General features: G+C 35.6%; 18 protein-coding genes, 1 tRNA gene and 2 pseudogenes. 5 read left to right on the top strand and 16 right to left on the bottom strand.

Annotated elements, in window-relative coordinates:
- Window positions 1–61: 61 nt before the first annotated feature.
- The 16 genes and pseudogenes from SORDD24_RS10790 to SORDD24_RS04295 form a co-directional block, all read right to left on the bottom strand.
- Window positions 62–307 (bottom strand): annotated as a pseudogene (locus tag SORDD24_RS10790) (23S rRNA (uracil-5-)-methyltransferase RumA); the annotation flags it as partial.
- A 39-nt stretch (window positions 308–346) separates the two neighbouring features.
- Window positions 347–2,305, bottom strand: a complete 1,959-nt coding sequence (gene ftsH / locus SORDD24_RS04365; RefSeq protein ID WP_061407816.1) for an ATP-dependent zinc metalloprotease FtsH — start codon at window positions 2,303–2,305, stop codon at window positions 347–349.
- Between the two features lie 15 nt (window positions 2,306–2,320).
- The gene (gene hpt / locus SORDD24_RS04360; protein WP_061407813.1) at window positions 2,321–2,863 is read right to left on the bottom strand and encodes a hypoxanthine phosphoribosyltransferase; all 543 of its coding nucleotides are present in this window, start codon (window positions 2,861–2,863) and stop codon (window positions 2,321–2,323) included.
- 4 nt (window positions 2,864–2,867) lie between these two features.
- The gene (tilS, locus tag SORDD24_RS04355; protein ID WP_061407808.1) at window positions 2,868–4,145 is read right to left on the bottom strand and encodes a tRNA lysidine(34) synthetase TilS; all 1,278 of its coding nucleotides are present in this window, start codon (window positions 4,143–4,145) and stop codon (window positions 2,868–2,870) included.
- Window positions 4,142–5,410 (bottom strand): serine hydrolase, encoded by a 1,269-nt coding sequence (locus tag SORDD24_RS04350; protein WP_061407806.1) that lies wholly within the window; start codon window positions 5,408–5,410, stop codon window positions 4,142–4,144. Before SORDD24_RS04350 ends, tilS begins: the two co-directional genes overlap by 4 nt.
- Window positions 5,403–5,525 (bottom strand): SP_0009 family protein, encoded by a 123-nt coding sequence (locus tag SORDD24_RS11920; RefSeq protein WP_061407803.1) that lies wholly within the window; start codon window positions 5,523–5,525, stop codon window positions 5,403–5,405. Before SORDD24_RS11920 ends, SORDD24_RS04350 begins: the two co-directional genes overlap by 8 nt.
- A gap of 4 nt (window positions 5,526–5,529) precedes the next feature.
- On the bottom strand, window positions 5,530–5,898 hold the full coding sequence (locus tag SORDD24_RS04340) for a septum formation initiator family protein (protein ID WP_000041917.1): 369 nt from the start codon (window positions 5,896–5,898) through the stop codon (window positions 5,530–5,532).
- Entirely contained in the window at window positions 5,891–6,157 is a 267-nt protein-coding gene (locus SORDD24_RS04335; protein WP_001234973.1) for an RNA-binding S4 domain-containing protein, read from the bottom strand. The genes SORDD24_RS04340 and SORDD24_RS04335 overlap by 8 nt, the downstream gene beginning before the upstream one ends.
- Before the next feature lie 57 nt (window positions 6,158–6,214).
- Complete coding sequence (gene mfd, locus SORDD24_RS04330) at window positions 6,215–9,718, bottom strand: transcription-repair coupling factor (RefSeq protein ID WP_061407800.1); 3,504 nt, start codon at window positions 9,716–9,718, stop codon at window positions 6,215–6,217.
- A complete protein-coding gene (pth, locus tag SORDD24_RS04325; RefSeq protein ID WP_061407798.1) occupies window positions 9,719–10,288 on the bottom strand; it encodes an aminoacyl-tRNA hydrolase in 570 nt (189 codons plus the stop codon).
- Window positions 10,289–10,360: 72 nt separating this feature from the next.
- Window positions 10,361–11,476: a redox-regulated ATPase YchF gene (gene ychF / locus SORDD24_RS04320; protein WP_001218700.1), complete on the bottom strand. Its 1,116-nt coding sequence runs from the start codon at window positions 11,474–11,476 to the stop codon at window positions 10,361–10,363.
- An 84-nt stretch (window positions 11,477–11,560) separates the two neighbouring features.
- Window positions 11,561–11,755 (bottom strand): DUF951 domain-containing protein, encoded by a 195-nt coding sequence (locus SORDD24_RS04315; RefSeq protein ID WP_061407796.1) that lies wholly within the window; start codon window positions 11,753–11,755, stop codon window positions 11,561–11,563.
- Window positions 11,756–11,819: 64 nt separating this feature from the next.
- Window positions 11,820–12,956: a DNA polymerase III subunit beta gene (gene dnaN / locus SORDD24_RS04310; protein WP_061407792.1), complete on the bottom strand. Its 1,137-nt coding sequence runs from the start codon at window positions 12,954–12,956 to the stop codon at window positions 11,820–11,822.
- A gap of 158 nt (window positions 12,957–13,114) precedes the next feature.
- Window positions 13,115–14,476: a chromosomal replication initiator protein DnaA gene (gene dnaA, locus SORDD24_RS04305; RefSeq protein WP_061407790.1), complete on the bottom strand. Its 1,362-nt coding sequence runs from the start codon at window positions 14,474–14,476 to the stop codon at window positions 13,115–13,117.
- 216 nt (window positions 14,477–14,692) lie between these two features.
- Window positions 14,693–15,450 (bottom strand): annotated as a pseudogene (locus SORDD24_RS04300) (ParB/RepB/Spo0J family partition protein).
- A 57-nt stretch (window positions 15,451–15,507) separates the two neighbouring features.
- On the bottom strand, window positions 15,508–16,698 hold the full coding sequence (locus SORDD24_RS04295) for a serine protease HtrA (protein WP_061407787.1): 1,191 nt from the start codon (window positions 16,696–16,698) through the stop codon (window positions 15,508–15,510).
- Window positions 16,699–16,883: 185 nt separating this feature from the next.
- Between SORDD24_RS04295 and rlmH the strand changes: the two genes are divergently transcribed.
- From rlmH to comE, 5 genes are all read left to right on the top strand, one after another.
- The gene (rlmH, locus tag SORDD24_RS04290) at window positions 16,884–17,363 is read left to right on the top strand and encodes a 23S rRNA (pseudouridine(1915)-N(3))-methyltransferase RlmH (RefSeq protein WP_061407784.1); all 480 of its coding nucleotides are present in this window, start codon (window positions 16,884–16,886) and stop codon (window positions 17,361–17,363) included.
- Window positions 17,364–17,406: 43 nt separating this feature from the next.
- Window positions 17,407–17,480, top strand: a tRNA-Arg gene (locus tag SORDD24_RS04285).
- Between the two features lie 163 nt (window positions 17,481–17,643).
- Complete coding sequence (gene comC / locus SORDD24_RS10785; protein ID WP_081103501.1) at window positions 17,644–17,772, top strand: competence-stimulating peptide ComC; 129 nt, start codon at window positions 17,644–17,646, stop codon at window positions 17,770–17,772.
- Between the two features lie 11 nt (window positions 17,773–17,783).
- The gene (gene comD, locus SORDD24_RS04280) at window positions 17,784–19,121 is read left to right on the top strand and encodes a competence system sensor histidine kinase ComD (protein WP_061407781.1); all 1,338 of its coding nucleotides are present in this window, start codon (window positions 17,784–17,786) and stop codon (window positions 19,119–19,121) included.
- The gene (gene comE, locus SORDD24_RS04275) at window positions 19,118–19,870 is read left to right on the top strand and encodes a competence system response regulator transcription factor ComE (RefSeq protein WP_000866077.1); all 753 of its coding nucleotides are present in this window, start codon (window positions 19,118–19,120) and stop codon (window positions 19,868–19,870) included. The genes comD and comE overlap by 4 nt, the downstream gene beginning before the upstream one ends.
- The last annotated feature ends 33 nt before the right edge of the window (window positions 19,871–19,903 follow it).

The raw sequence follows: 19,903 nt of genomic DNA, 5'->3' as shown, positions 1-19,903 counted from the left end.
TTTTCGACTCTTTCTATTATACCTTCTTTTCCGCCTTTGTCAAGAACTTTTTCCAGTGAATTTAATTTTTCTTCACTAACTTAACCACTGCTTCTGTCCGTGCCGTGTGGGGAAACATATCGACCGACTGGATATACTGGAGATCATAGACTTTTACCAGTTTAACCAAATCTCGCGCTAATGTCGAAACATTACAAGAAACATAAACCATTTTTCCTGGTACATAGGTTAGGATGGTATCTAATAACTTGTCATCTAAACCCGTTCGAGGAGGGTCGACTATCAGGGCATCTGCTCGGTAGCCTTCACATTAGAACATAAAAAGAGAGGTTGAACCTCTCTAAGTTTATTTTTCTTCACTCATTTTTGATTTTACTTCATCATAAGATAGGGCGTGAGATTCCTCTTCTACAGTCTCAGGCATTTTTCCTGTTTCGTAAAGGGATTTAATTTGAGTACTATCCAATGTTTCGTATTTCAACAATGCTTCCGCAATCAGTTTATGAGTTTCACGATTTGATTGAATAATTTCAGCTGCTTTGTTTCGTGCCTCATTTAATAATGAACGAACTTCCTCATCAATCTCATAAGCTGTTCGTTCTGAAATTGATTTTTGAGGACTTTGTGCACCAAACATAGCATGATTGCCCTCATATTGAACTGGACCTAGTTTTTCACTCATACCGTATTCAGTGACCATTGCACGCGCCATCTGTGTAGCTTGTTCAAAGTCGTTTGAAGCTCCTGTCGTTTGGACATTAAAGATAATTTCTTCAGCAACACGACCTCCCATCAAACCTGCTAATTGCTCTTTCATATCTTCTTTAGAAAGAAGCATTTGGTCTTCTTTAGGAAGTGCAATCATGTATCCGCCTGCACGTCCACGTGGTACGATAGTCACTTTATGAACAACACGGGCATTCGATAAGACTAAACCAACAATGGTATGTCCAGCCTCGTGGTAGGCAACCAACTCACGTTCTCTTTGTGATACTGTTTTATCTTTCTTAGACGGTCCAGCAATCACTCTGTCCTCTGCCTCATCAATATCTGAAGCATCAATAACTGACTTGTTGCGACGGGCTGCAACCAAGGCTGCCTCATTTAGAACATTTTCCAAGTCAGCTCCCACAAAACCTGGAGTTTGTTGGGCAACTAATTTCAAATCAACATCTTCTGCTAGAGGTTTGTTTTTAGCGTGAACTTTCAAGATTGCTTCACGACCTTTAACATCAGGGCGACCAACCAAGACTTTTCTATCAAAACGTCCTGGGCGGAGAAGAGCTGGATCAAGAACATCTGAACGGTTTGTCGCAGCGATAACAATAATTCCTTCATTACCCTCAAAACCATCCATTTCAATTAAGAGCTGGTTCAAGGTTTGCTCACGTTCATCATTTCCTCCACCGAGGCCAACACCACGTTGGCGACCAACAGCATCAATTTCATCGATAAAGATAATGGCTGGTGCTGCTTTTTTAGCATCCTCAAAAAGAGAACGAACACGACTTGCACCAACTCCAACAAACATTTCTACAAAGTCTGATCCTGAGATGCTAAAGAATGGAACACCTGCTTCTCCAGCAACCGCCTTAGCAAGCAAAGTCTTACCTGTTCCCGGAGGTCCCTCTAAAAGAACACCCGCAGGAATACGCGCACCAAGTTTTGTAAATCGTTTTGGATCTTTTAGGAATTCAACAACTTCTACTAATTCTTGTTTTTCTTCCTCGGCACCTGCTACATCTGAAAATCGTACCTTGATATCTTCTTTGTTAGCTGCCTTGGCCTTGCTACGTCCAAAACTCATTGGATTTCTACTATTGTTTCCTCCCATATTTCCCATCATAGAGAATAGGAAGAAGAAGAGAATGGCAAATGGCACAACAGAGACAAGGATATTGATCCACATACCACTCGAACTCTCATGTTTAACCGTTACCTCTGCCTTATGTTCAGAAGCAAGTTTTTGCAATTCTGCAACTGTTGAATCCGACGGAAGAATGGTACTTGAGAATCTTTCTACTGTTGTGGTAGCAGGAGTGAAAAATTGAATTCCTGTTTCTTCTTTACTAGTCTTAGGATTTTTATAAACACCAGACACCTCAATGATGCTACCATTCGGCTGATAGGTTAATTCTTTTACATTGTCTGCTGTAATTTCTTTTACCAATTCTGTATAGTTAATTTTTTCGCTTCGTCCCGCAGTATTTCCAGAATAAAAATACTGGAATCCTGTTACAAGGAAGAAGATAATTAACAAGTATAGAAATGGATTTCTAACTAAACCGTTATTTTGTTTTTTCATTAAAGATAGATCTTTCTAATTTGAATAAACTTCTTCTTTCAATACTCCGACATAAGGAAGGTTACGATAATTTTCTTTATAATCCAGACCATAACCTACTACAAACTCATTTGGAATAGTAAAGCAGGTATAATCTGCCTCAATTTCAACAACACGTCCCTCTGGTTTGTCCAACAAAGTCGCGATTTTAACAGAAGCTGCTTCTCTTTCAATAAACATATCTCGCAAATTCTTCAAAGTTTGACCTGTATCGATGATATCCTCTACAAATAAAACATGTCTTCCTTTGATATCTTGAGTCACGTCTTGCTTGATATTGATCACACCACTACTTGCTGTTCCACCATGGTAGCTAGACACCATCATGAAGTCCATCTCAATATGCGTATCAATATGTTTGATCAATTCAGCCATAAAAGGAATCGATCCTTTCAAAATTCCAACAAGAATTGGATTTTCCCCCTCATAGTCTTTGGTTAATTGTTCACCTAGCTTTTTAGCCGCTTCTGTAATTTCATCATGTGAAACGAGGATTTTTTTAATATCGTGTTCTAACATCTTTTTACCTATCTATTTTTTCTATATAAAGTACAGTGTTCATTATATCATTTTTCGTGTTTTTACTCAAATCACTGGTCGCAATTCCTAAAATTGAGACAATTTCTCCAAATTGCTCAATAATAGGAGCTGTTTTTCGTTTTTCAATAGGGATTTTCAAATCTATAAATAAGCGTCTCAGTTTCTTTCGATGACCATTCAGCCTAATAACATCACCAGGTTTTCGACCTCTAATTCGTATCGAAGTTTCTCGCGAAACACTTATTTTTTGAACAACATCTCCTTCAATAGGAATGCCAAAGGAAAATAAATAGCCCTTATGTCGAACTTGATTTTGATAGTGTAACACAAGTTCATCTTCCTTTTCATCAGCCTGAGGACTGATTTTGCAAACTCGAAAATTCTGATACTCTTTTATCAATTCATAGCCATTTTTCAATGGATAACGATACTGGCTTTTCCTTGCTAAAATCTGTCGAACTTCATCAAACTGAGACTTCGTAAGATTTAAGTCTGGGAATTGATTGAGATAGTTCTGGAGCAAGACCCCTTGAGTTTGTTTTGAGTATGAAAAGAGCTCATTCAAATCTTCTACATCAATCTGTTCAGAAAGCTCCGTTATGGCTGCTTGGTAATCTGAAATCTCACTTCCTAGATTTAAAAGAGCAGATCTAAGGCGGGGATTTTCTTTTTCAAGTTCTGGTAAATACCTATTCCGAATACGATTGCGAAAATAGCTGTTCTCATGATTTGTTTGATCTTCGAAATGAAAAATTGGTGGGAAGTCTGTTTTATGAAAATGCAACAAGGGACGGATGATTTCAATATCATCAACTACTTGACTTTCTTTTATTCCTATTAAATGACGTAACCGACTTCCGCGAATCAAACGCATTAAAATCGTTTCAACCTGATCATCCGCATGGTGGGCAGTGACCAAGGCTGTCGCTCCAACATCTTTCATGATTTTCCTAAAAAAATCATAACGAAACTCTCGAGCTCGCGCTTCTGAAAAGTCTCCTGAAAAGCTTGTGATATAAATAGGAAGTTCAGCTGCATCAGCTAACTTCCTTAGTTCATTTTCCTCCCAGTCAGACTCACTTCTCTGCTTGTGATTGACATGAGCTAAAATCAACTCAATTTCCAACTCTTTTTGGTAAGTAGACAATAGCTGGAATAAAAACATTGAATCCAGTCCACCAGATAAAGCTAACACGACTTTAGAATGTTTTTTGAAATACTCTTTTTGGAGAAAATGATTTAAAAAATCCTGATCCCTCATTTTAGAACCTCATAGACATCCTTGGCTATCTTAGCAATAGTGTCATAATCAGAATTTTTGGTGAAAATAGAAAGAACGAAAGGAGAATCCGTATAAACAATGGCAGTGTCATGTTTATACTCGTCAGCATCTCCAATTTTATGAGCTACCTTAACCGAAACACCTTTTGCGATTCGTTGGTTGTCAAAATCGGTCTTACCTAGAGACTCTAGGACAAAACCATTCTGATTATAAATAGCTTCCATGACTTTTCCAGCCATTTTTGAAGAAGTCAATTTGTCATTCACATCCCAATCTTCACCCATAATGGTGGACATTTTTTCTTTGAAAGCCCCGTCAGATTGATTGGTCACATAATAACCTAAAATATTATGAGCAACATTATCAGACTCTTTTGTTACCTTGGTAATCAACTGTTGAAGACTGTAATCTTTGCTGTCTTCTCTTTTAGGTAAACTACCACTACCTTCTGGTTTATAGGAGCCAGGAAAGCTATTTACTTCGGGGATATATTTGAAGCTACTGTCCAGCGTATAGTCGCCTTGGTTTATCTTATCTTGAGCATAATAAAGGTAGGCTAATTTTAAGATACTAGCTGCATAGAGTTTGCTGTCTTCATTCACCCCAGCCTCTTTACCCGTGTTCAGCTGTTTAACATAAATAGAGTAATTTTCATTCTGATAGTTGTTTGATAAGATTTCTTGAACCTTCTGGATGCGATTATCTTCTTCTGAAACGAACTCTTTTGATACCCACCCAACTTGATCAATATGAAGAAATTCTTGTCCCTCAGCAAAGAGAGTTCTATCCACTAGTACGTGTTGATAGGGGGAGAGGGTAGAAGAAATTTCTTTAGCATCATAAGGGCTGTTATAGATAACAAACCCTTGTTCCAACCATACTTGTCTATTTTGAGTTTGAACATGACTTTGATCATAGACCAACCGCTTATCTGCAAGGATAAACTGGTGATTATCTAATTTAAAAACAGGAACACCTTGTCTATTCAAACGCCATTCTACGATTTTAAAGGTGTTTCCAGGAGTCAATTTACCAGACTCCTTGACAAGATCCTCATTAGCATAGAGAGTTGTTTCTCCATATACCATTGGGGTTTCCAGTGTTTCTTTATAGTAGAACCCATAGTCAGACTCAGTTAGATAATAAATTTCTTGCGAAGAGTAAGGAAGCTGTTTTTCTGTGCTAACTACTCTTGAGGTTATGATAAAAGCAGGTAGCAATAAAACTACTAAGAACTTACGCATTCTTCTCTTCCCTTTCTTCTTGTAATCGTAATGAATGATTTTTAGCCGCTAATTCTTCTAGTTTTTCATCTGATAAACTTAGAAACTGCTCAACAACTTCTAATAAATTTTCCATGACATTACCTCGGAAGCAAATCAGGAATTGTGTAAATCGCTTCTCGTTTCTTTGAGTAATAGTACTTGGCGCGTGCATATTTTGCTACATAGTCTTCGTCTTTCAACTTTGCAGCAAAAGCGGATTCCTTATCCTTTTCATCACTGAGAGTTTGATACTGCTCTTTCAACTCTGTCAATTGCTGACGACGTTGCAGTAACTGATTATAGCTTTGGGCCAGATTATAGGTCGGTAAAATAAACAATAAAATCATCAAAATAAGAACCCAACCCATAAAGCGATTCCTCTTTTGTCTTTCCTTCATCAGGTAGCGACGACGTTGGTGTTCATTTTGAATAAAAGGATTATTCATTTGTACAATATTTTTAGACATTTTCTTCTACCCGTGTTTCACTGATAATTTCATACATGCCTGCTGCATCTTCTTTTTTTGTACTATCTTTCATCTCCAGTACTTTTACAAGCAACAACTTATTTCCAAAGCGAATTTCAACTTGGTCATCAACTTTCAAATCTGTTGAACTTTTGGCCAAAATTCCATTTACCTTGATTCTACCTTTATCTGCTACTTCCTTTGCGACTGTGCGGCGCTTAATAATTCGTGATACTTTTAAATACTTATCTAATCTCATTTTTATTACCTCAAATTATTATTGTACCATTTTTATCCTTTTTATAGAAGAAAAATGTTAAATGGGATTTGCTTCCTTTGATTCTTTTATCTCTAGTAAACTTTCTCCAAAAATCATCAGCCCTTCTAAAATTTCATAATCCTTCTTGTTTCGGACATCAAATACAACTTCCATTAGTCCTCTATTCTCTGCTATAGCTGCTTTTAAGTTCGTTGCAGATAAGGCTTTAAAATAATCTTGAGCCAAGAACAATCGTTGAGTGATTTTTTCAAATTGAACTGTAATCTTATTGTCTTTTCTTTCCACACGTTCTACAAATACCTTATCCAAGTATGATTTGACCAAACCAATCTCTAAAAGATAGGCCACCACATCTGGATACTCCCCAAAACGGTCCATCAACTCTTCTTGTAATTCTTCATAGTTGACACGGTTGTCAATTTGACGAATTTTCTTGTAAATTTCAATCTTATGTCGTTGGTCAGAAATATAAGTGTCAGGAAGATAAGCATCAATTTGTAAAATCAACTCAGCATTTCCTTTATTTCTTGTGTTCTCAGTGCCATTGCGTTTAGCAATAGCTTCTTCTAGTAACTGAGAATACAATTCAAAACCAACAGAATCAATGAAGCCCGATTGGGATTTTCCTAAGAGGTTTCCTGCTCCACGAATTGAAAGATCTCGCATAGCAATCTTAAAACCAGATCCCAATTCTGTAAATCCTTTGATTGCTTCTAATCTCTTTTCAGAGACTTCACTAATTGATTTTTCTGGACGATACATGAGATAGGCATAGGCAATGCGATTGCTCCGACCAACTCTTCCTCTTAATTGATACAAGGTTGACAAGCCCATATGGTCTGCATTTTCAATAAACAAGGTATTGGCGTTCGGAATGTCAACACCTGTTTCAATTATGGTAGTTGTCACCAAAATATCATATTGGCCATCAATAAAGTCCAATAGAGTGTTTTCTAACTGAATTTCACTCATTTGTCCATGAACAAACCCAATCGAAGCTTCTGGAATCAACTCCTGTAATTCTGAAACCTTCCGATCAATAGTGTCAACTTTATTGTAAAGATAGTAAACTTGACCTCCACGCTCCATTTCACGCAAGACAGCATCACGAATCACACTATCATTCTTTTCCAAAACATAGGTTTGCACTGGATAACGATTGGTCGGAGGGGTTTCAATAACAGATAAATCTCGGATTCCCAACATAGACATATGAAGAGTACGAGGTATTGGAGTAGCTGTCAAGGTTAGGACATCCACTTGTTTCTTCAGTTCTTTCAATGTTTCCTTATGCTTAACACCAAATCGTTGCTCTTCATCAATAATCATCAAGCCTAGATCTGAAAACACAACATCTTTTGACAAAACACGATGCGTTCCAATCAAAATATCGACTTGACCATTCTTTAATTTTTCAAGTGTCTCTGCCTGCTCCTTTTTACTTCTAAAGCGACTCAACACATCAATATTAACAGCAAAATTTTGAAATCTCTCTTTAAAATTTGTATAGTGTTGTTGCGCTAAAACCGTCGTCGGAACTAGAACGACAACTTGTTTATGATCATTGACCGCCTTAAAAGCAGCACGCATTGCAACCTCAGTCTTCCCAAAGCCAACATCCCCAACTAAAAGTCGATCCATGGGATGAGAATCCTGCATATCTCTCTTAATTTCCTCAATACTACGAAGTTGATCATCCGTTTCAATATAAGGGAAAGCATCATCAAAAGCATGTTGCTCATCATCATCAGCTGAGAAAGCAAACCCCTTCAACTGACTACGCTCAGAATAAAGCTTGATTAAATCGTCAGCTATATCCTCTACCTGGTTCTTAACTTTTTGCTTGACCTTTTTAAAATGACCATCATTTAATTTATTAAGTTTTGGCGCTTTACCATCACTTGAAACATATTTTGACAGTAACTGAATCTGCTCTACTGGGATGGAGATTTGATCTCCATTTTGATATTGAACACTGACATAATCACGGTGAATGCCTTTGATTTCAATTGTTTCAATGCCTAGATATTGACCAATTCCATGAATATGGTGAACAACGTAGTCCCCTTTTTCAAGTTCATTATAATCTTTTAATCGCTCTGCATTTGACGCATGTTGTCTTCTAAAACGACGTTTTAATTTCTTTTGAAAAATCTCATGTTCAGTAATCAAGAGAATTTTTTCATCTACAAAATGAAAACCATGTCTTAGATTACCTTCGATTAAGTTTACAGATTTTTTACAAATACTTGACTTATCTCTGGAATCTAATTTAATCTGGTATTCCTCTAAAACATCCTCCAATGTTTTACTTCCCATTGAATTGCTAGACTGCAAGATAATAGTGTAGTCCATTTTTTTATATCTCTCAATTTCTTCTTTAAGAAAAGAAAACTGATTGAAAAACTCTTGCATAGGATATTGATTAAATTGATAAATGTGATCAAACTTGAGATTTCCTAATCCTTTTTGGAGATTGGAGAAAAAGGTAACTGGACTTTGTTTTTTATAGATTTGCTCTGTATCTGCAAAATACTGCATATCAGAAAATGATTTACCATTCTGTAAATCTTCTGTAAAGTATTGCGCTAACTCTCTTTCAAAGGCTTCATACTGATTCATCAATTTTTGGTAATCATCAAAAAACACTGGTGTATCTTTTTCAATATAATCAAATATAGTCCATGTTTTATCGTAACATAAAGATAAAAACTTTCGACTATCTGAATGTACTTGTTTTTGATGAAAACTTGACAAAATCTCTTCCAAGTATGATTTTAAAATTGGTGATAAGGTCTTTGAAATTTGCTTTTCTAAAGCTGACTGCCCTCGTAGATAGTCCTTTTCCCTCAAAAGTATATCACTTGCTGGAAAGATAATGAGTTCTGTTTGATTTTCTTTTGATAATTGTGTTTCTACTTCGAAAGTCCGAATTCCATCTACTTCATCACCAAAAAACTCGATTCGGAAAGGTTCTAACTGAGACATCTCAAAAATATCTAAAATATCTCCTCGAATACTAAACTCACCTTGAGTTTGTACTTGCGTAACTTTGCGATAGCCTATTTCCTTTAATTTGTGAAGAAGGTCATGTTGGTCATATTCTTCACCGACTGCAATCCTTATAATACTTTCTTTAAATCCAGTTGGAGAAGGTAAAATCAAGCGACTTGCTGCGATATTACAAACTAAAATCCCTTTCTTAGACGGATCACTCAAAAAACGCAAGGCTTCAACTCGCGAAATGATTTTTTCTTGTGAAGACATCAAAAACTCTACCATAGGAGAGTCATCTACCAAAAATGGATAGACAAATTCCTCTCCTAAGATAGAAAGAAGATCACTGATAATTCTTTCTGCTTCTCCATAAGTTGATGTCAATAACACAATCTTATTTTCTTTTTTTAGACTACTTGCAATTGCAAGAGCCTTGGTAGAAGTTGACAGACCTAGTATTAGTTGTCTTTTCTTATCTATCAGATTTTGATGCCATTTTTTTATCTGATCATTTTCTGAGAATAAATCTAATAAAGTCACCATTTATCCATTATACCTCTGCATTGTTTTCTCAAAGTTTTTCTCTTGTAAATAGTAGTTTACAGCTTTGTCAACCTTGTCAATTGACTGTAAAACACCTACATAGTCATCCTGATCAAACTTACTTAAAACATGGTGAACAACTGACATACCTTTTTTAGGTCTTCCAATACCTATTTTAATACGGTTAAAGACCTGAGTACCTATATGTTGAATAATAGACTTGATCCCATTATGACCACCTGCTGAGCCCTTTGCTCTTAAACGAATTTTTCCAATTTCCATGTCAAGGTCGTCGTAAATAACCAGTAAATCTTCAATATCCAAACCATAGTAAGTCAATAAAGCATGAACCGCTTTTCCACTTTCGTTCATAAAGGTCGTCGGTTTGACAAGATAAATTTTTTCTCCATTGAGGAAAAAAGATGCTAGGTCAGCTTGAAATATCTTATCGTGTGTAAAAGTGACATTTTGTTTTTTAGCTAATTGGTCAATCAACATAAAGCCAACATTGTGCTTGGTTTCAAAATATTTATCCCCTGGATTTCCCAATCCTACAAGTAATTTAGTCATTTATTTTCCTTTCAAAAGCCAAAAGGGTTGGAATTTTTTTCCAACCTAATTGACACTATTTGTTAAATATTATTAGACATTAAAGCGGAATTCCATGATATCGCCATCTTGAACGATATATTCTTTTCCTTCTTCACGCAAGCGCCCAGCTTCTTTTACAGCCTTTTCAGATCCGTATTTCACTAGATCCTCATATGACATGGTGACTGCACGAATAAAGCCTTTTTCAAAGTCTGAGTGGATAATACCAGCTGCTTGAGGAGCTTTCATACCACGTTTAAAGGTCCAAGCGCGAACTTCTTTTTCACCAGCTGTAAAGTAAGTTCCAAGCCCAAGCAAGTGGTAAGCTGCACGAGTCAATTTATCAACGCCTGATTCTGTCAAGCCAAGTGCTTCAAGAAACTCTTGCTTATCTTCATCATCTAACTCAGAAATTTCTTCCTCAGCACGCGCGGAAATAACTACTACTTCAGCATTTTCTGTCGCTGCAAACTCACGAATTTGTTTGACATAGTCGATAGAGTCTGGATCTGAAACGACATCCTCATCTACATTAGCAACATAAAGAACTGGTTTAGTCGTCAAAAGGAAGAGACCTTTGACTACTTTTTGTTCTTCATCTGTGAATTCAATGGTACGTGCTGATTTTCCATCTTCAAGGACTGGTTTAATTTTTTGAAGGACATTAAACTCTGCTACTGATTCTTTATCTTTTTGCGTACGCGCCATCTTTTCTACACGCGCATAGCGTTTATTTACTGACTCTAGATCAGCAAGAATCAACTCCAAGTTAATGGTATCAATATCTGCAAGTGGATCCACAAAGGCATCTTCACGTCCTTGCTCGCGCATAACATTTTCATCATCAAATGCACGCACAACATGAACAATCGCATCTACTTCACGGATGTTGGCCAAAAATTTATTCCCTAGACCTTCTCCTTTCGATGCGCCTTTTACAATCCCTGCAATATCTGTAAATTCAAAGGTTGTTGGAACTGTCTTTTTAGGAGTAATCATTTCCGTTAGTTTTTGTAGGCGTTCATCTGGAACTTCTACCATTCCAACATTTGGATCAATAGTCGCAAATGGGTAGTTTGCTGCCTCTGCTCCTGCTTTTGTAATTGCATTAAAAAGGGTTGATTTACCAACGTTTGGCAAACCAACGATACCTGCTGTTAAAGCCATAGTTTCTCATTCTCCGTTCTCATTTCAATCCCTAACATTATAACACAAAAAGGGAAAACTTGCTAACCCTCTAACTAAGGGTTCTTATTCAATAATCTTATTCATTTTTCGTTCAAAATCATGGCGGCTCATCATAACAAGATGGTCGCAATTGCTACATTTGATTTTGATATCTGCCCCAACACGTGTAATTTCCCAACGATTGGCTTTTTTACCAGTTGATTTAATGGTACAAGCATGCGGCTTTTTCATTTCAACAAAATTTCCAACTTGATACATACTACTCTCCTTTTCTTTTTTGATTATATCATAAAAGAGGCGAGCCAGGCTCAACCTCTTTCACTTAATTTGTACGAACTGGTGTGATAAGCTGCATGAAATCTTCGTCAGTATCTGCTGGCACAAGAGTAAATGGACGAACTGCTGAGATAAAGCTAATAGTAACCTTTTCGCTATTTAAAGCCTTGAGGGAATCAATCAAGTAAGTTGGGTTGAAACTAATAGTCAAATCATCACCAGTCACCTGCTCCGTATCGATTTCTTCGTTTACTTTACCAACTTCTGGAGAGTGAACATGGGCACCAACAACCCCACCTTTAATTTCAAGCTTCACAGTACCGTTTTGAGTCGCACTTGATAAGAGACGTGCACGCTCCATAGATTGACGCAAATTAACCACATCAAAAGTAATTGTAGTGTTAAAGTCTGTTGGAATCAAACGATCTGTATCAGGATAGTTTCCTTCTAGGAGACGAGTGTAGAAGCTAATATTTTCGCTTCTAAAGAGGATTTGATTATTTGCAAAGAAAATCTCTACAGTTTCAATATCATCTGTAAATACCGCTGAAAATTCGCGTAGAGAGCGGCTAGGAATCACCACATCGAAATCATCTCCATTTTTTTCAAGAGTCAATTTCTTCTGGCTAAGGCGGTGTGAGTCTGTCGCAACTGTTTTTAGTTCCTTGTGTTGGCTCAAAACAAAATGGACACCAGTCAAAATTGGACGACTTTCTTGCGTACTTGCAGCAAATGCTGTTTCATTGATAATTTTCTTGAGTAGTTTTGTTTCAAGAACCAAAGGTGTGCTTGCTGAAATTTCTTGGATTCGTGGGTACTGTTCGCTATCTTTTCCTTTTAGGGTGATTTCTGATTTGCCACTTGTTAAAACAATTTGTTTTTGTTCAATCTCTTTGAAATCAAGCGTTACATCTGGAAGACTAGATACAACATTGATAAAGAAAGAGGCTTCAAGAAGAATCGAACCTAATGAAGTAATCAAAAGACCAGCATCTTCATTCTTTTGAGAAATGAAATTTTCAATGGAGATTTGCCCATTTGATCCAATTAAAGTAATTCCTTCATTGGTAACGTCAATTTTGATTGTTGATAAAATTGGAATAGCATTTTTTGAGCTAATTGCTCGTTTTGTAGTATTTAAGGCTTGTAGAAATAAGTTTTTATTGATTGAAAAATGAATCATGGATTCTCCTTTATTTATTTTTAGTATTAGAAAGTTAATAGTAATAATAGAGTGTGTGAATTCTGTGGAAAACTGAGTGCTATTTAGTAAACTTAAGCTTCTAAGCTTGTTTAAAAAATGTGGATAAAAAAGATAAGAAAGGAAAACTTATCCACAAGCTACTTAATTTTCTTTTTGATTGCTTCTATTTCTAAACGTAAATTATCGTCTTCGTCAATCAATGATTTGATTTTAGCATGGGCGTGAATAACGGTGGTGTGATCCTTTCCGCCAAATTCTTTTCCGATTTTTGGAAGACTGTTATCTGTCAGTTCTCTAGCTAGGTACATGGCAACTTGACGTGCTAAAACGATGTTTTGAACTCGTCTCGTCCCCTTCATTTCTTTGACACTCACTCCATAAAAATTACCAACTTCAGTTTGGATTTTCTCAATTGGAATAATAAGTATCTGGCGGGCGTCTTGCTTACGTGCTCTAATAGCTTCCGCAGCAATATCAATAGTAATATCCTTAATCTTCTTCACTCTGGCAATTAAAGTGATATCGTTGATTGCTCCTTCCAATTCTCGAACATTTGAATCAAATTGGCCAGCCAAGTATTCCAGAGTATCACTTTGGAAATGGTAATCCAAGTGCTCTGTTTTACTTTGAAGAATGGCGATACGTGTCTCAAAGTCAGGAGGAGTGATATTTTGCGTCAATCCCCAGCTAAAGCGCGTGACAAGTCTTTCCTCAAGACCTTCTAGGTGTTTAGGACTTCGATCACTGGTTAGGACAATCTGTTTCTGCTTATCATGAAGAGCATTGAAGGTATTGAAAAATTCTTCCTGGGTCGCTACTTTTTTGCCACTGAGAGATTGGATATCATCGATCAACAGGAGATCAAGACTACGGTAAGTCTTTTTGAACTTTTCCATTTCCCCAAGTCTTAAGTGTTCAAGAAAGTCGTTGATAAAGCTTTCAGCAGGAATGTACTTGACACGCGCATCAGGAATATTTTTCAGAATTTCATTTCCAATTGCATTGAGCAAGTGAGTCTTTCCAAGACCAGGTCCTCCATAGATGAAAAGAGGATTATAAGTCAGAGCCAAATCTTCAGATACAGCTAGTGCAGCAGAAACCGCCCAAACATTTCCATCACCTTGAATAAAGTTATCAAAGGTATATTTTTCTTTTAACCCTGTTTCGGAGTAGGGAATCGTTGGTAGCGCAGGTGTGTAATTGTAAGTAGAACTATCAGTCGTATCACTTACTTGAGCAGACTCTGTACTCTGGGGTTTAGTGAAAATATAGTGGGGTTTGATTTCAGAATCATAAATTTCAAAACCAGCAGCAACAATAATATCTTTTAATTGCTTTTCCCATACCATTTCCATCTCTGTTCTCGGTAGAAATATAGTAGCTGTATTTTCTTCTACTTTGATGAGTTCAGCAGGTGTAGCATAGAAATCATACATAGATCGCGTCAATCTTTCTTGAGCAAATTCTAAAATACGATTCCAAAATTGCTTTTCTTTCAACTATTTTTCCTCCTTTACTATGATTTTAGTAGTTTAGCGCTAGACTTATTTTACCATAGATAGTAGGATTTTTCCACAGATTGGGGAAAAGAATCCACAATGTTAGCAGTATTTATCCACAGGTTGGGGATAAATAGAAAAATCCTTGATTTAGTAAGTCTTTGGCTAAAAAAATTAGTGGATAAATTTGTGGGTTGAGAAAATAAAACAACAGCCTTATTTCAGGCTGTTGATAATTCTGTCATATTCTTCTTGACTTGAAAAAGAAATAACAATCTTTCCAGTATCTTTTTTAGAAAGTTTAATTTCTACATTCACTCCAAGTAGTTTTTTCAATTTATCTTCCTCATCTTTGATGAAAGAGTCACTTTTTTTCTGTTTCTTTTGTTTTTTTCTGTCAGCAGTGTTTCTAATTTTCTCACAGAGATGTCTTCGTTTTTGATTAATTGGAAGAAATATTCTTGCTGCTCTTTATCCAAACCAACTAGTGAACGTGCATGAGCTTGAGAGATTTTTCCATTTTCCACTTCAGATAAGATATGCTCTGGTAGGGAAAGCAAACGAATAAAATTAGTGATATAAGGACGAGATTTTCCCATTTTATCCGCTATCTCAGTGTGAGTAAATCCTTTTTCTACCAAAGATTCGTAGGCGCGTGCCTCTTCAACTGGATTCAAGTTTTCTCTCTGCAGATTCTCAATGATAGACTGGATCATCATTTCCTGATCTGAGAGATGTTTCACAATGGCTGGAATAGAAGTAAGACCAGCTAAGAGAGAAGCCCGATATCGTCTCTCTCCTGCAAGGATTTCATAACCAATTACAGGAGATTGACGAACGATGATTGGTTGGATGAGCCCATTTTCTTTGATTGATTGGGCTAATTCCTTTAGTTTCTCTGCATCAAATTCTTTTCGAGGTTGGTAAGGATTTTTTTGTATTTCTGCGATAGAAATCATTTCAAATTTTTCCATGATTCTACACTAACATATCTTTTACTATCTGTAAAGTTTTCTTTACACTGATGTCAATTAAGATTCTAGATCACCAGAATTCTTATCAAGCTTAATAGAGGTTGTTTCCTCTTTACCATTACGGTAGTAGGTTACTTTTATAGTATCTCCTATAGCATGAGTATAAAGAGCATGTTGTAGATCTGTTGATGAAGCAATCTCTTTGTCGTCAACTTTAGTAATGACGTCGTATTTTTGAAGATGTCCATTTGCTGGCATATTGCTTTGAACAGATCGAACAACTACACCTGAAGTAAGACTACTTGGGATGTTGAGTTTTCTCAGATCATTAGCTCCAACGTTAGACAGATTGACCATTTGGATTCCAAGAGCAGGACGAGTCACTTTACCATCACTTTCAAGCTGTTTAATGATATTTTGTACGTCGTTTGAAGGAATTGCAAAACCAAGACCTTCTACAGATGTTTTCCCGTTACTTGCGATTTTACTTGATGTAATTCCGATAACTTGACCTTGAATGTTTACAAGTGGACCACCAGAGTTACCTGGGTTAATAGCAGTGTCTGTTTGAATAGCTTTTGTAGAAATAGCTTGTCCATCTTCAGATTTTAGAGATACAGTTCGATCAAGACTTGAAATGATCCCCTGTGTAACGGTATTGGCATATTCAGAACCTAGTGGACTACCAATTGCAATCGCTGTTTCCCCTACATTAAGTTGGCTAGAGTCACCGAATTCAGCTACGGTTGTTACTTTCTCTGAAGAGATTTTTACGACAGCAATATCAGAGAAGGTGTCAGATCCTACAATCTCACCAGGGACCTTAGTACCATCTGCCAAGCGTATATCAACTTTTGAAGCTCCATTGATAACGTGAGTATTTGTTACAAGATAAGCATCATTCCCATTCTTTTTATAGATAACCCCTGAACCCTCACTTGCAATTTGTTGAGAATCAGGATCAGTATCTGTTTCATCAGTTCCAAATAGACTACTTTGTCTATTTGATGAATAAGTAATAACAGATACAACGGCATCTTTAACCTTATTGACTGCTTGGGTAGTTGAAGTTTCATTCTTATAGGATGTTTGGGTAACAGTGTTGGAATTATTATTTGTAGCTTGGTTTCCTTGTTTTTGATAAAGTTGTAATGTTACGAAACTTCCTAAGGCACCACTTAAAAATCCTATTAGAATGATTGCAAGAACTTTAACTACTTTTTTGTAAAATTTTTGTAAGTGTTTCATAAACGCCTCCGTTTGTTATTTATTTACTCAGATTATAAACCTATTAACTTAATCCAAACTTAAAAGCTTAAAGTTTTACACAAGTTGTGGATAACTCACTTTATTCTGTGAATTTCCTCGTTATTTTAGATAGTTTTGATGTGTATAAGATGTGAAATAAAGTGTGGATATGATAGAATAGAAGAATGAAAATAAAAATTGTAACAGTAGGAAAACTGAAAGAAAAATATCTTAAAGATGGTATTGCTGAATATAGCAAACGAATTTCACGTTTCGCAAAATTGGAGATGATTGAGCTTGCTGATGAGAAAACACCTGATAAAGCTAGTGAAATAGAAAATCAAAAAATCTTGGAAACAGAAGGCGCTAGAATTCTTTCTAAAGTTGGAGAAAGGGATTTTGTCCTTGTCTTAGCTATAGAAGGAAAAACATTCTCTTCAGAGGAATTTAGTAAGCAATTAGAAGAGGCTTCTATAAAAGGCTACTCAACTCTTACTTTTATCATTGGAGGAAGTTTGGGTCTAGCTCCTGTTGTAAAAAGTAGGGCCAATCTTTCTGTCAGTTTCGGACGTCTAACCTTACCACATCAGTTAATGAGATTGGTTTTAATTGAACAAATTTATCGAGCTTTTACAATTCAACAGGGATCTCCTTATCACAAATAGAAGATTGACTTAGCTCTTGTTTTTTGATAGAATGTTCATGTTAGGTCTCATAGCTCAGCTGGATAGAGCATTCGCCTTCTAAGCGAACGGTCGCAGGTTCGAATCCTGCTGGGATCAATTTTAGATGTAAAGCTGGGAGTTTTCCCAGCTTTTTTCTTAAAAAAGTGCGTTTCAGGTGCAAAAATGTACAGTTGGGAAGAAATTTTTCTTACATGGTCTTCATTTTGTATAATAGGGTTGTAAGTTAATTTACAAGAAAAACAATACAGGAGACTTTATTATGAAAAACACAGTTAAATTGGAACAATTTAAAGAGGTAACAGAAACAGAATTGCAGGAGATTCGAGGTGGGGATAAAAGAGGATTAATGGATCTTTTCAAGCAAATTCCTATTTTTAGGAGAAAATAAAGGAGTATAAAATGGACATTATAGTAGGAATATTAGATGCATTCTTAACTTGTGTTATAATCAGTAAAATTTATAGTCGAATTTGTGAAATTTCAAAAAAAGAAAGATATATTTTTGGTTTTATATTCTTTGTATTTCAAGTAATTTATGCCTTTATATTTTCTTTTATAGATTCTGATAAATTAATACTGATTTTACATTATACTTTAAAGAATTTTTATCCAATTCTGTTCTATTGCTATTTTAAATTTTTTAAAAAGTATGATTCCTCAAAAAATATATTTTTAAGTTTAATATTTTCACTATTGTATCAAAGTGCTCATACTTTTTTGTCCGTTACTATATCATCTATTACAGGGGACTTACTTGTAGAACAACATGAAAGATTATTCTTTTTCATAATTAATTTAATTTCATATTTTGTAATAGATAAAATTATTACCTATTTTAACCTAGAACTTAAATATTTCGACAAAGATTATCTCTATCCTTTTTTTAAAAAAGTTATAGTTGCTTTCTTCACTTTGCATATTGTACTGTTTATTTCAGATATTGTTAGCACTTTTCCTCATTTAAATAGCTTTGGGAGTATTTTAGCAGCCATCATTTTTATATGTTTATTATTGTGCTTCTTTGCAATGAACTCTTATAAGGTTCAAATTGAAAAAGAGATTGCTCTAAAACAAAAGAAATTTGAACAAAAGTATTTACAGACTTATACAGATGAAATTGTAGGTTTGTATAATGAAATTCGAGGTTTTCGTCATGATTATGCAGGTATGCTTGTCAGCATGCAAATGGCAATTGACAGTGAAGATTTACAAGAAATTGATAGAGTTTACAATGAAGTATTAGTAAAAGCGAATCAAAAACTGCGTTCAGAGAAATATACTTACTTTGATTTGAACAACATAGAAGATTCAGCTTTACGTAGTTTGATTGCTCAATCCATTGTCTATGCACGAAATAATGATGTAGAGTTTACATTGGAAGTAAAGGATGTTATTACTAGATTGTCAATAGATTTACTTGATCTTGTTCGCATCATGAGCATTCTCTTAAATAATGCTGTTGAAGGTGCTGTGGATAGTTACTTGAAACAAATGGAAGTTGCAGTTATTAAAATGGATTTTGAAACAGTTATAGTCATCCAGAATTCATGTAAAATCACTATGACGCCTTCAGAAAACTTATTTGCCTTAGGTTTCTCTACTAAGGGAAGAAATAGAGGTCTAGGACTTAATAATGTCAATGAGATTTTAGACAAGTATGACAACATTATTCTAGAAACAGAGATGGAAGACAACACATTTAGACAAATTATTAGATTTAAGAGGGAATTTGAATGAAAGTACTAATTTTAGAAGATGTTATTGAGCATCAAGTGAGACTTGAGAGAATATTGAATGAAATCTCTGAGGAATCAAATATTCCTATTTCGTACAAGACAACAGGAAAAGTTCGTGAGTTTAAGGAATATATCGAAAATGATGAAGTAAACCAGCTTTATTTCTTAGATATCGATATTCATGGAATTGAGAAAAAGGGCTTTGAAGTAGCACAATTTATCCGTCATCACAATCCCTATGCTATTATTGTCTTTATTACCAGTCGATCTGAATTTGCTACCTTAACCTACAAATACCAGGTATCAGCCCTAGATTTTGTTGATAAAGACATCAATGATGAATTGTTTAAAAAACGTATCGAGCAGAGTATTTTTTACACTAAGAGTATGTTGCTTGAAAACGAAGATGTTGTAGACTATTTTGATTACAATTATAAGGGAAATGATTTAAAAATCCCTTACCACGATATATTGTATATCGAAACCACAGGTGTTTCTCATAAACTTCGGATTATTGGTAAGAATTTTGCTAAAGAATTCTATGGAACTATGACAGATATTCAGGAAAAGGACAAACATACCCAGCGATTTTATTGCTCCCATAAATCTTTCCTTGTCAATGTGGGAAATGTGAGAGAAATTGATCGAAAGAATTTAGAAGTTGTCTTTTATGAAGATCATCGCTGCCCCATCACTCGTTTGAAAATTCGCAAACTAAAAGATATTCTAGAGAAAAAATCTAAAAAGTGATTGACAATTAGTAAGAAATTGATATAATGGTTA

Origin of the sequence: Streptococcus oralis (assembly GCF_001579175.1) — a bacterium.
GTDB classification, from domain to species: domain Bacteria; phylum Bacillota; class Bacilli; order Lactobacillales; family Streptococcaceae; genus Streptococcus; species Streptococcus oralis_O.
This window is presented reverse-complemented; position numbering and strand designations above follow the sequence as displayed.